Source organism: Pseudomonas sp. Z3-8 (assembly GCF_051131975.1).
Classification (GTDB): Bacteria; Pseudomonadota; Gammaproteobacteria; order Pseudomonadales; family Pseudomonadaceae; genus Aquipseudomonas.
In genome coordinates, this window is the sequence record NZ_CP071643.1 from 234,068 (window position 1) to 246,508 (window position 12,441).

Below are 12,441 nucleotides of genomic sequence, written 5' to 3' on the forward strand. Positions count from 1 at the left end.
GGCGCCGGCCGAAAGCTGTAGAACGGGATAGCTATACTCACGTGCATCGCGTTCCCCCGGAGTGTTCCTGATGCTAAAAGCAGCCATCGTCCTGATGCTGATCGCCACGATTGCCAGCCTGTTCAGCGGCTTGTTTTTTCTGGTCAAGGACGACAGCAATTCCAATCGCCTGGTCATTGCCCTGGCGATTCGCGTCAGCCTGGCCGTCGTCACCGTCGGCTTGATCGCCTGGGGCTTTTTCAGCGGCCAGTTGGTGTCCCATGCTCCTTGGTAAAGAGCCGCCCTGATAACCGTTGCCTCAGAGTATGTAGACGAAGAAGAACAAGCCGATCCACACCACATCGACGAAGTGCCAATACCAGCTCGCGGCCTCGAAGCCGAACTGATGCTCGTTGTCGAAATGCCCGCGCATGATGCGCATCAGCATCACGAACAGGATGATCGTGCCGATGGTGACGTGGGCGCCGTGAAAGCCCGTGAGCATGAAGAACGTCGCGCCGTAGATCCCCGAACCCAGGGTCAGGCCCAGTTCCTTGTAGGCGTGGATGTATTCCTCGGCCTGGAAACCCAGGAAGGCGCAACCCAGCAGCACGGTGATCGCCAGCCAGATTTTCAGCGCGCCGCGATGACCTTTCTTCAGGGCATGGTGGGCGATGGTGACGGTGACGCTGGAGCTGACCAGCAGGATGGTGTTGAGCAGCGGCAAGCCCCACGGGCTGATGACGTCCTTGGGCGCCGGAAAGAGTTTTGGATCGGGGTTGTTCAGCAATGGCCAGACGTATTCGAAATTTGGCCAGAGCATTTCCGACAGGCCCTTGCTGCCTTCGCCGGCCAGGCCGGGCGCCGACACCACGCGCACATAGAACAGCGCGCCGAAGAAGGCGACGAAGAACATCACCTCGGAAAAAATGAACCAGCTCATGCCCCAGCGGAACGAGCGATCGAGCTGCGCGCTGTACAGCCCGGCGCGGCTTTCCTTGATGACCGCGCCAAACCAGCCGAACAGCATGTAGGCCAGCAGCAGGCCGCCGACGAAAAAGATCAGCGGGCCGTGGGAATCCGGACGCGCCGCTTTCAGGTCGTTGAACCAGGTCGCCAGGCCATACACCGTGACGAACATCCCGACCGTGGCGATGATCGGCCATTTGCTCTGGGCCGGAACGTAATAGTGCTCATGAGTTGCCATTTATTGTTCTCCTTATCGGGCACGCTATCGGTCAGTGTTTACAGCCACCGGTGGATGACGAGCGGTGATATCGAACAGCGTGTAGGACAGCGTCAGGTGCTTCACTTCCTTGGGCATGTCCCGGTCGACGATGAAGCGCATGGGCATTTCGATGCGTTCGCCGGGTTGCAGCACTTGCTGGGTAAAACAGAAACATTCGGTCTTGTGGAAATACGCCGCGGCGTTGCTCGGCGAAATGCTCGGCACCGCCTGGGCGCTCATCGGCCGATCGGTGGGGTTATGGGCAATGAACACCATCTCGTTGACCGCTCCCGGCTTGACCACCAATTGATCGCCCTTGGGGTAGAAGTCCCAGACCATGTCCACCGAGTTGGTCGACAAGAACTGCACCCGGACCTGCCGCGACTCATCAACGGTTTGCTCACCCGTGTACTGCCCGCCGGTTTTGCCGTTGATGCCGAACGCTTTGCACATCACGTCGTAGATCGGCACCAGGGCAAACCCGAAGGCAAACATGGCCGCCACCACCAGCAACAGGCGGGTGACCAGTTTTTTCAGCGAGATCGAGTCAGCCATGGCTTGGAGCCCTCACACATGACCCTGTGGGAGCGAGCTTGCTCGCGATGGCAGCGACTCGGTGTATCAGACACACCGCTATCGCGAGCAAGCTCGCTCCCACATTGGCCCTCGGTGTCATCTATTTCACTTCCGGCGGCGTAGTGAAGGTGTGATACGGCGCCGGCGACGGCACGCTCCATTCCAGCCCTTCGGCGCCATCCCACGGCTTGGCCGGTGCCGGCTCACCGCCACGGATGGTCTTGATCACGATGAACAGGAAGAAAATCTGCGTGGTGCCGAACATGAAGGCGCCGATGGACGAGACCATGTTGAAATCGGCGAACTGCAGGTTGTAGTCGGGAATCCGCCGGGGCATGCCCGCCAGGCCAACGAAGTGCATCGGGAAGAACGCCATGTTCATGCCGATGAACGAGAGCCAGAAGTGCAGCTTGCCGAGGGTTTCGTCGTACATGTGGCCGGTCCATTTCGGCAGCCAGTAGTAGGCCGAGGCGAAAATCCCGAAGATCGCACCAGGCACCAGCACGTAGTGGAAATGCGCGACCACGAAGTAGGTGTCCTGGTACTGGAAGTCCGCCGGCGCGATGGCCAGCATCAGCCCGGAGAAACCGCCGATGGAAAACAGGATCACGAACGCCACGGCAAACAGCATCGGTGTCTCGAAGGTCAGCGAGCCTTGCCACATGGTGCTCGCCCAGTTGAACACCTTCACCCCGGTGGGCACGGCGATCAGCAGGGTGGCGTACATGAAGAACAGTTCGCCCACCAGCGGGATGCCGACCACGAACATGTGGTGCGCCCAGACGATGAACGAGAGGAAGGCAATGGCCGCCGTGGCGTAGACCATCGAGGTGTAGCCGAACAGCGGCTTGCGCGAGAATGCCGGGATGATCGAGCTGACGGCACCGAAGGCCGGCAGGATCATTATGTACACCTCGGGATGGCCGAAGAACCAGAACACATGCTGGAACAGCACCGGATCACCGCCACCGGCGGCGTTGAAGAAGCTGGTGCCGAAGTGGATGTCCATCAGCATCATCGTCACGCAGCCGGCCAGCACCGGCATCACCGCGATCAGCAGGAAGGCGGTGATCAGCCAGGTCCAGACGAACAGCGGCATCTTCATCAGCGTCATGCCGGGGGCGCGCAGGTTGAGGATGGTGGCGACCACGTTGATCGCGCCCATGATCGAGCTGATGCCCATCAGGTGGATGGCAAAGATGAAGAACGTCACGCTTTCCGGCGCATAGGTGGTGGACAGCGGCGCGTAGAAGGTCCAGCCGAAGTTAGGCCCGCCGCCCGGTGTGAACAGGGTGGAGACCAGCATCAGGAACGCCGCCGGCAACAGCCAGAAACTGAAGTTGTTCATCCGCGGCAGGGCCATGTCCGGCGCGCCGATCATCAACGGGACCATCCAGTTGGCGAGGCCGACGAAGGCCGGCATCACCGCGCCGAAGACCATCACCAGGCCATGCATGGTGGTCATCTGGTTGAAGAATTCCGGCTGCACGATCTGCAGGCCGGGCTGGAACAGCTCGGCGCGGATCACCATGGCGAACGAGCCGCCCAGCAGGAACATGGAGAACGCGAACCACAGGTACAGCGTGCCGATGTCCTTGTGGTTGGTGGTCAGTACCCAGCGCATCAGGCCCTTGGCGGGGCCGTGGGCGTGGTCGGCGCCGGCATGACCGTGGTCATCGATCACAGCACTCATGTCCTGTCTCCTTCGAACGAATGGGCTGGTCGGCGCGGGGCAACGAGCCCCGACCGGTTGCGGGAACAGACGTCAGGGCGGCTCATTGGCTATCCGCCTGTTTGAGTTCCAGCACTTCTTTAGGGGTGACCATGTCGCCCTTGTTGTTGCCCCAGGCGTTACGCTCGTAGGTCACGACCGCGGCGATATCGACTTCCGACAGCTGCTTGCCGAACGCGGCCATGGAGGTGCCGGGCTTGCCGTGGAAGACGATGTTCAGGTGATCCTTGATCGGCCCCGTGGCGATTTTCGAGCCCTTGAGCGCCGGGAACATCGGCGGCAGGCCCTGGCCTTCGGCCTGGTGACAGGCCACGCAAGTGGTGTGGTAGACCTTGTCGCCACGTTCCTTGAGTTCTTCCAGGGTCCATTCCTTGCTGGTCAGCTCTTTGAGCTGCGCGGCTTCGGCCTTGCGTTCGCCCAGCCATTTTTCGTAGTCGGGCTTGCTCTTGACCTCGACCACGATCGGCATGAAACCATGGTCCTTGCCGCACAGCTCGGCGCACTGGCCGCGATAAATGCCGGGCTTGTCAACGCGGGTCCAGGCTTCGTTGACGAACCCCGGAATGGCGTCGCGCTTGACGGCGAAGGCCGGCACCCACCACGAGTGGATCACGTCGGCGGAGGTCACCAGGAAGCGCACCTTGGCGTCGACTGGCAGCACCAGCGGCTTGTCGACTTCAAGCAGGTAGTGCTCGCCCTTGGTGCTCTGGTTATGGATCTGTTCGGCAGGCGTGGCCAGGTTGCTGAAGAACTCGACGTCCTGGCCCAGGTATTTGTAGTGCCACTTCCATTGGTAGCCGGTGACCTGGACATCGATCTCCGATTCGCTGGAGTCGTACATCTTGATCAGCGTGGCGGTGGCGGGAACCGCCATGGCCACCAGGATCAGGAAGGGCACGATGGTCCAGAGGATTTCCACGCGAGTGTTTTCGTGGAAGTGGGCGGCGTTCTGCCCGGTTGAGCGGCGGTGCATCATCATCGACCAGAACATGGCGCCAAAGACGATGATGCCGATGACCACGCAGATCCAGAAGATGGTCATGTGCAAGTCGAACACTGCGTTGCTGATCTGTGTCGCTCCAGGCGCCATATTCACAGTCCAGGCCGCTTGCGCCTGGCTGAAAATCGACCACAACAGGAGGCCCATCCATACGTGTGGATGTCGCGTCATTGCGGGTTCCCCTTATCGTTCTTGTTATCCCGTAGGCGTAACGCCTGCGGCAAGGGATCGGCATTCCAGACTGCTTACTTGACTCGCCGCGCCTTGCTGCACATGCAATCGGGTGTCATCGGCTAACTCCATTCCAAACCGAGTATAGACAGCACCCGCAACCTCGCAACGCGACGGCGTAAATCGTTTGAAACAGCTGGGACTTGCGCCAGAGCCCACGAATGGAGAAGGATGCGCAGCAGAGTGATGGCAAACCGATATAACGGCGACGTATCAAGGATGGGGCAGTTATGAAAAATAGGTCTTAGGAGTTTTTATGCGCCAGCTAAGTTATGTCATTCCTATTTCATTGCCTGTTGTTTCCTGGAGTTGTCATGAACACCGCCGCATTGCGCGAGCAGATCCAAAAAGCCCAACAGCACGAGGCCGAGACCGGCCTGTTGAGTCGTCAGTTGACGGCCCAGTTACCGACGCTGCACCCCGCCATCCAGCTTCCGGACGCGAACGCCAACGACGTTCTGGCGCGGTTTGTCGCGGCCTATATCAACGAAGTGCCTGACCTGCTGGATGCAGCCAATGACGTCGCCAGGGAGGCGGGTATCGAGTCGCAGATCAAGCCCGTACTGAAAATTGCCGAGCAGTATTTCCTCCAGCCTCCGACGATCATGGCCGGGCATGTCGGGCTCAACAGCCTGCTTGACGAAGCCTATCTGGCGCACCGGTTTGTCGAGGAGGTCAACGACCTGTACATCAAGCATTTCGGCCAGCCGCTGATCCCCTTGGACATGACGGTTGCCAATCTGATTGCCCATCAGTTGATCGGTGAGGAATTTGCCAACCAACTCGATGAGGTGGTGCATCACGCGTTCGACGAGATGCTCAACGACGAGACGTTTGCACTGGAGTCGGTGGAAACCTACCGCGAGAAGCTCAGCAGCCCGGAAACCGGCGCGGCCTGGAAGCGCTGGCCTTGCATGTCCCGCCGCTTGGGCGTGGGCCTGGAGCTGGATCAGCCGGCGGCTTGATCCTTCTGGAAAAACCCAAAACCCTTGTGGGAGCGAGCCTGCTCGCGAAGCGGTTGATCATTCAACATCATGTCGACTGAAACATCGCTTTCGCGAGCAGGCTCGCTCCCACATGGGGTCTGTGTTGCTCATCATGAGCGCTGGCGAAGCGGGGTCAGCCAGCTGTTGCGCCAACCCCCACGGTCGTGCGCAACCGTCCTTCCAGCCGGCGCTTGAGCCCGCGTGATTCGATCAACAACTTCGAACCCTTGCTGGCATTCGCCCGGCTCCATTCTTCGAGCAATTCCAGGCAGGAATGGTCGATATAGCTCAGGTTGTTGAGCGGCACATGCACCGTTGCGCCTTCGGGAATGGTGTTCAGCACCTGGGTCAGGGCTGGAACCTTGAGGAAGGTCGCCGCACCCACCAAGCGCAGTTCCATCTCGCCGTCCTGGGGCAAGTCGATCAGGCTGATCTTCAGGCGCGAGGCTTTCCACGCCAGTTTCACCAGGGTCAGGCCAAAACCGATCAGCACGCCGGTCAGCAGGTCGGTGAAGATGATCGCCAGCGCCGTCGCGGCGTAGGTGAACATCGGCATCCGGCCATAACGGCCCAGGCCACGGAACGCCTTGATATCCACCAGTTTGAAACCGGTGTAGACCAGCACACCCGCCAGGCTTGCCACCGGAATGCTTTGCAGCACGCTGGACAGCAGCAGCACGAAGAGCAACAACCACAAACCGTGGAAGATCGTCGACATCCGTGTGGTCGCCCCGGCCTGGACGTTGGCTGAGCTGCGCACGATCACGCCGGTCATCGGCAAGGCACCGAGCAGGCCACAGAGCATGTTGCCGATACCTTGGGCGGACAGTTCCCGATCGAAATCCGCCCGCTCGCCGCTGTGCATGCGATCGACGGCAGCCGCCGAGAGCAAGGTTTCCGCACTGGCGATGAAAGCGACCGCGAACGCGGCGATCAACACGGAGGGGTCGGCCAGGTTCAGCAAATCCGCCGGGCGCAGCCAGTCGATGGCTTCGGCCATGTTTTCCGGAACCTCCACGCGCTTGACCTGCAACGCCAGCAGCAGGCTGGCAACCGTTGCCAGGCCCACGCCGAGCAGGGCGCCAGGAACGAAGCGCAGGCTATGGGGGCGAAACTTTTCCCACAGCCACATCACTGCGATCGTCGACAGGCCGAGCAAACCGGCCTGCCAGCCGAACGAAGGTAAAGCCTGGGCCACTGCCGCCGGGAACGCCGCCAGGTTATCCAGCCCGGAAGGCTTGGGCGCCGCGTCAAGCATCACATGGACCTGGGACAAGATGATCAGCACGCCGATACCGGCCAGCATGCCGTAGACCACGGCAGGCGCGGTGACCCGGAACCAGCAACCGAGGCGAAAACGCCCGGCCAGCAGTTGCAGCAGCCCGGCCAGCAAAAGGATCGGCCCGAGCATTGCTACGCCATGCTGGCGCACCAGTTCGAAGACCAGCACCGCCAAACCGGCCGCCGGGCCGCTGACTTGCAGCTTGGAGCCAGCCAGGAAGCCCACGATCAAGCCACCAACGATACCGGTAATCAGGCCTTTGGCGGGTGGCAGGCCCGATGCAATGGCGATGCCCATGCACAAGGGCAGCGCCACCAGGAATACAACCACCGAAGCCAGGAGCTCCCGTGGCAGAACAGCTTTTAATTGAGCAGCGCGCATGGCGACTCTCCCGAAATTTTCTTCAGGCATGGCGAGGCCCGCCCGCGCAAATGGCGGGAGGCTCGACCACACAAGGATGTTTAGGAGCGGTTAGAAGCGCGCTTTGGGCGTCGCCACCGGTATCGGATGGCTGCCATCGAGCGGCAGGAAACAACCCCGGTCCGCATCAAAGGCTTTGATCTCGCTGGTCTCGATGTTGTACACCCAGCCATGGATGAACAACTGGCCGCTGGCCATGCGAGAGGCCACCGAAGGGTGCGTTCGCAAATGCTGCAACTGGGCGATCACGTTTTCTTCGGTGAGGACGGGCATGGTCTGCTTTTCGTCACCGCACGGGCAGTTGTCGTGGACCATGGTCTTGGCCACTTCGGCGTGGCGCAGCCAGGCCTTGACCGTCGGCATTTTTTCCAGCGTGTCGGGGTTGAGCACCGCACGCATGGCGCCGCAATCGGAATGGCCGCAAACGATAATGTGTTGCACACCCAGGGCCAGCACGGCGTATTCAATGGCGGTGGAAACGCCGCCGTTCATTTGTCCATACGGTGGAACGACGTTGCCGACGTTACGGGTCACGAACAGGTCGCCTGGGGAGCTATGGGTGATCAGCTCGGGCACGATGCGCGAATCGGCGCAGGTGATGAACATCGCCCGGGGTTTCTGGGCGGTGGCGAGTTTCTTGAAGAGTTCTTCCTGTTGGGGAAAGATCTCGTGATGGAAATGCAAAAAGCCGTCAACAATGTGCTGCAGCGCTGCATCGGCGGTTTCCGCCTCGGGTTGGGCTGAAGCCGACGCAGCCAACGGCTGTTTATCCTTGTCACTCATGATTCATCCTCTTTAAGACGCCAGTGGCTGGTTAAAAAATATCCAGGTCGACGTGTTCGACCCGTCAGTCACTCGCTGAACAAGGTAGCGGCCGAAACTTAACTCAAACTGAATCGAAGGCTCTAGGACAACGATTCCAGGGGTGGCGAAACACTGGCGCAGCTCATGTCCAGTGCCCGTTCCAAGGTCAACTTTAATCAAATCAACGACATCTGTCGGCCGGGCGGACAGAAGGCATCGCAGTCAAGATTGTAACCATCTCGTCGGTTCAGGCCCAAACGCTTGAGCGTCTTGGCGAAGCGCTGGGCCAGAAGGTCGGCGAACGGGCCTTCGCCGCGCATCCGCACGCCAAACCGGCTGTCATACAGTTCGCCGCCCCGGCTCTGGCGCACCAGGCTCAGCACATGGGCGGCGCGCTGCGGGTAGTGCGCCTGCAACCACTCCTCGAACAGCGGCGCCACTTCCAGCGGCAGGCGCAACATGACGTAGGCGGCATTCTGTGCACCGGCAGCGTGGGCTTCGGTCAGCAGGCTTTCAATCTCGCTGTCGTTGATCATCGGGATCATCGGCGCGCACAGCACGCCGACGTTGATGCCCGCCTCTCGCATGACCTTTATCGCCCGCAACCGGGCCTTCGGCGCCGCCGCGCGGGGTTCGAGGATGCGCTTGAGTTCGTCGTCCAGCGTGGTGAGGCTGATCATCACATGTACCAGGCGTTGCTCTGCCAGTTCGGTCAGCAGGTCGAGGTCGCGCAGGATCAGCGAGCCCTTGGTGACAATCGTCACCGGGTGCCGGTATCGCAGCAGTACTTCGAGAATCCGCCGGGTAATGCGCTGTTCGCGTTCGATCGGCTGGTAGGGATCGGTATTGGAACCCAGGGCAATCGGCGCGCATTGATAGCCGCGCCGCGACAACTGCTCTTCCAGCACATCGGCGGCGTTGGTCTTGGCGATCAGCCTGGTTTCGAAATCCAGCCCGGGCGACATGTCCCAGTAGGCATGGCTGGGTCGCGCATAGCAGTAGATGCAGCCGTGTTCGCAGCCTCGATAAGGATTGATCGAACGATCGAAAGGGATATCCGTGGAGGTGTTTCGAGTGATGATGGTCTTGGCCGTTTCGATGCGCACCTCGGTGCCCTGGGTCGGCGGCACTTCCGGATACCAGCCATCGTCCACGACCACCGAACGGCTCGGCGCGAAGCGGTTGTGCGGGTTGGTGGCGGTGCCGCGGCCACGGGGCGGAAGTGAGACGGACATGGGAATACTCCGAAAGCTGTATGCGCATACAGTATTCGCTGCCGTCGATTCAAGCCAGTGCCGTTTGGCGGTTCAGGAAAAGCAGGCCCTGGTTCACGGCGCTTTGACGTCTTGCTCACAGGCTTTTAACCGAGGCGAACCGAAACTGACGACTTCCAAATCCTTGGTCGGCGGTTGCTCCTCATGCTCAAGCTCTGTTTGCGTTCCCTGCTGTGCCTGGCCTTGCTCGTCGCGCTGGTCGACTCCGCCGCCCAGGCCGCCACCAGCGACGATGCCAGGCCCGGCGAATGGGCCCAGCCCGTAGAAAAACGCTACGACCTCTACCAGATGTCGCCTACGCTCTATCGCAGTTCCTTGCCGGACAGCGGTGCCTTGCCCCTGCTGGCGAAACTCGATATCGGCACAGTCATCAATTTTCTGCCTGATTCGGACGCGAACTGGTTGTCCGCGCCTGACATCAAGCAAGTGCAGTTGCCCTATCGCACCAATCACGTCGACGACAGTGATGTTCTCAAGGCCCTGCGCGCCATCCAGGACGCGCAGGCCAAGGGCCCGGTGCTCATGCATTGCAAGCACGGCTCGGACCGTACCGGCTTGATGGCCGCCATGTACCGGGTGGTTGTGCAGGGCTGGAGCAAGGAAGACGCCCTGGAGGAAATGACCGAAGGCGGTTTCGGCGACAGCCATCACTTCAAGGACGGGGTTCGCTACATGATGCAAGCCGATGTCGAGAAGCTCCGTGTTGCCTTGAGAGACGGCGATTGCAGTACCAGCGTCTTTGCGCTGTGCTCGTTGAAAGGCTGGGTCAATTCAACGACCACGGCGCGTCATCTCGATCCTCAGTCATTGGTTCCTTCACGCTGATTGGTGGCGCTGAGGAAGGCGGTTATGGATTCGGACAATGGCCGCGAGTCGCCCGGCCCGAATATATGTTCGCGAAGCGCTCTGCCCGTCGTTGCGTTGAACAATCCGTCGCGCTGGAACCTCTGGAACACGGTTTCGGCCTTATCCTTCGACCATTGGTAGGCATAAACCGTCGCGCCGTAGCCCGTTACCATATAGTCCAGTCCGTTGGCCAGGCGTGCATTGGAAATCACCGGCAAGTGGCGGGTCTTTTCGCTGACCTGCTGGAAGACTTGCTGGACGCTGCGTCCATCGGCGTGGGTGCGATGCAGTTCGAAATCCAGCAGTGCCATGCGCAACCCTTCGGCAGTTTCCCAACTGGCCTGGGTGCTGATGAGCCTCATGAACTGATCGGCCATCTCGTCAGACAAGGCTGCTCCGGTTTGATGATGCGCCGATACGCGGATCAGAAACTCCTTGGCGAAGCACCATTTTTCCAGCAGACATCCGGCGAATTCGACCGTATCGCGGGATAACTTATTGATCGCCGATAGGTCGCGATAGGCTGCCTGGCTCAGAACCTGATGCAGGCAATGGCCGAATTCATGGACAAGGATGCGTAGCTGCAGATGGTCGAGCTGGGTCGGGGTCGCCGCTGTTCCCCGTGGCAGCCAGCCATGCAGGACGGCGATAGGGCGTCGAAGCAAGCCTTCAGCGGTAATCTGGCGGTCACGAATGGTTGTGGTTTGAGGATAACCTTCATGGTTATCGGACTCGAACGGATCGAAATAGATATAACCAATGCTCGTTCCGCTCTCCGTGACTTCAAAAATACGTACGTCAGGATCCCAGCTGGCCACATCCTTGCGTTCGACGAAGTTTACGGCGAATAGATTCGACGCGATCACCTGCAGCCTGGAAAAAACCGCTTCCAACGGAAACCAGGCGCTCAGTGCCTCCTGTGAGATGCCTGCCGCTCGCTGGCGAATTTTTTCCGCCAGGTACCGATAGTCCCAAGGTTCGGGCTCGCAGAGGCCTCGTTCCCTGGCGAAGGCCTTGAGCTGTGCGGCCTCCACACAAAAGGTGCTCTGCTGCGACTGGAGTTGGTTGTCCAGGAAAGCCAGGACCTCTGCGGTGGACTCGGCCTGCTCCGACGCGATCGCGTATTGAGCGAAATCCGTGTAGCCCAGTAAGTTGGCATACTCGTGCCGGTCGTCCAGCAGTTGCCTGAGGACGATGCCGTTGTCGAATTGCCCGGCTTGCGGGCCTTGATCGGAAGCACGCGTGCTGTAGGCCTCGTGGATCTGCTGGCGCAACGAGCGATTGTCGGCATAGTGGGTGACGATGCGATGCGACTCTTCATTGAGAGTCAGCAGCCATCCGGTGCGCCCGACCTTGCGGGCCAGGTGGGCCATGTGCTGTTTGAATGCCGCTGGCAAGCCGCTGAGCTGGGCCTCGTTGTCAAAGAGGATGTCCCAGGCTTTGCTGGCCATTTCCAACTGGTCAAAAAACAGACCTTCGGCGTTTCGAATACGGCCTTGCAGCAGGCTCAGGTCGCTCGCCGTGGTCATCGGCGTGTTTTCACGAAACTGTCGCAGGTTTTTTTCCAGTACCCTCTTGCGTGCCGGTTCGAAATTCGCGGCTATTTCGCTGTTCGCCAGGCGCTCGTAAAGCTGAAACAGTTCGGTGTTTTGTTCCAGTCCGACCTTAAATTCCTGCAGCCGTGCATCGCAATCGAGCGAGGCCTGCTTCCAGGCGTCACCTGTCCGGGTCGAGGTCAGGCGATTCAGCAGGTAGCCGAAACCCTCCAGCCGCGTGTGGATTTCGTCCATTGCCAAGACGAGGTCGTCCCAGGTTGGGAAGGGTGTCTGGCTGGCAATGATCTCGGCAACTTTGATGCGGCTTTCGGCGATTATCTGGTCGAGGGCCGGGGAAAAGTGTTCGGCCTGGACGCGCGAAAAGGGCGGCAGGTCGTAGTCCTGCAGTAGCGGGTTATCAGCGTTTGGCATGGAAAGCTTCCTTTCAGTCTGGACGTGTCGGACCAGTCTGAAGAGGAAGGCAGGGCGACTTGCGGTATATATGTATCGCTTCCGGGCCGGGCAGCCCGGAAGGTGATGCCGGAGAT

At 60.2% G+C, this 12,441-nt stretch carries 11 protein-coding genes; 3 read left to right on the forward strand and 8 right to left on the reverse strand.

Going from position 1 to position 12,441, the window contains the following annotated elements:
- Positions 1–70: 70 nt before the first annotated feature.
- Positions 71–274, forward strand: a complete 204-nt coding sequence (locus J3P94_RS01075) for a twin transmembrane helix small protein (RefSeq protein WP_305497823.1) — start codon at positions 71–73, stop codon at positions 272–274.
- A 24-nt stretch (positions 275–298) separates the two neighbouring features.
- Here J3P94_RS01075 and J3P94_RS01080 read toward each other — a convergent pair whose 3' ends face one another.
- The 4 genes from J3P94_RS01080 to coxB form a co-directional block, all read right to left on the reverse strand.
- A complete protein-coding gene (locus J3P94_RS01080) occupies positions 299–1,186 on the reverse strand; it encodes a cytochrome c oxidase subunit 3 (RefSeq protein WP_305497825.1) in 888 nt (295 codons plus the stop codon).
- Positions 1,187–1,210: 24 nt separating this feature from the next.
- Positions 1,211–1,762 (reverse strand): cytochrome c oxidase assembly protein, encoded by a 552-nt coding sequence (locus J3P94_RS01085; protein ID WP_434570821.1) that lies wholly within the window; start codon positions 1,760–1,762, stop codon positions 1,211–1,213.
- A gap of 121 nt (positions 1,763–1,883) precedes the next feature.
- Positions 1,884–3,476, reverse strand: coding sequence for a cytochrome c oxidase subunit I (ctaD, locus tag J3P94_RS01090; RefSeq protein ID WP_305497829.1), 1,593 nt, complete (start codon positions 3,474–3,476; stop codon positions 1,884–1,886).
- 82 nt (positions 3,477–3,558) lie between these two features.
- Positions 3,559–4,686, reverse strand: a complete 1,128-nt coding sequence (coxB, locus tag J3P94_RS01095; protein WP_434570823.1) for a cytochrome c oxidase subunit II — start codon at positions 4,684–4,686, stop codon at positions 3,559–3,561.
- Positions 4,687–5,060: 374 nt separating this feature from the next.
- On the opposite strand from coxB, the gene J3P94_RS01100 reads away from it, so the two are divergent.
- Positions 5,061–5,711, forward strand: coding sequence for a hypothetical protein (locus J3P94_RS01100; RefSeq protein WP_434570825.1), 651 nt, complete (start codon positions 5,061–5,063; stop codon positions 5,709–5,711).
- Positions 5,712–5,865: 154 nt separating this feature from the next.
- On the opposite strand, the gene J3P94_RS01105 is transcribed toward J3P94_RS01100, so the two are convergent.
- The 3 genes from J3P94_RS01105 to J3P94_RS01115 form a co-directional block, all read right to left on the reverse strand.
- A complete protein-coding gene (locus tag J3P94_RS01105; protein WP_434570827.1) occupies positions 5,866–7,395 on the reverse strand; it encodes a SulP family inorganic anion transporter in 1,530 nt (509 codons plus the stop codon).
- Between the two features lie 90 nt (positions 7,396–7,485).
- A complete protein-coding gene (locus tag J3P94_RS01110; RefSeq protein ID WP_434570828.1) occupies positions 7,486–8,217 on the reverse strand; it encodes a carbonic anhydrase in 732 nt (243 codons plus the stop codon).
- 197 nt (positions 8,218–8,414) lie between these two features.
- A complete protein-coding gene (locus J3P94_RS01115; protein ID WP_434570830.1) occupies positions 8,415–9,473 on the reverse strand; it encodes a PA0069 family radical SAM protein in 1,059 nt (352 codons plus the stop codon).
- 183 nt (positions 9,474–9,656) lie between these two features.
- Here J3P94_RS01115 and J3P94_RS01120 point away from each other — a divergent pair, with 183 nt between their 5' ends.
- The gene (locus J3P94_RS01120) at positions 9,657–10,337 is read left to right on the forward strand and encodes a dual specificity protein phosphatase family protein (protein WP_434570831.1); all 681 of its coding nucleotides are present in this window, start codon (positions 9,657–9,659) and stop codon (positions 10,335–10,337) included.
- On the opposite strand, the gene J3P94_RS01125 is transcribed toward J3P94_RS01120, so the two are convergent.
- Entirely contained in the window at positions 10,313–12,325 is a 2,013-nt protein-coding gene (locus J3P94_RS01125; RefSeq protein ID WP_434570833.1) for a M3 family metallopeptidase, read from the reverse strand. The two genes, J3P94_RS01120 and J3P94_RS01125, sit on opposite strands and share 25 nt — an antisense overlap.
- Positions 12,326–12,441 lie beyond the last annotated feature (116 nt).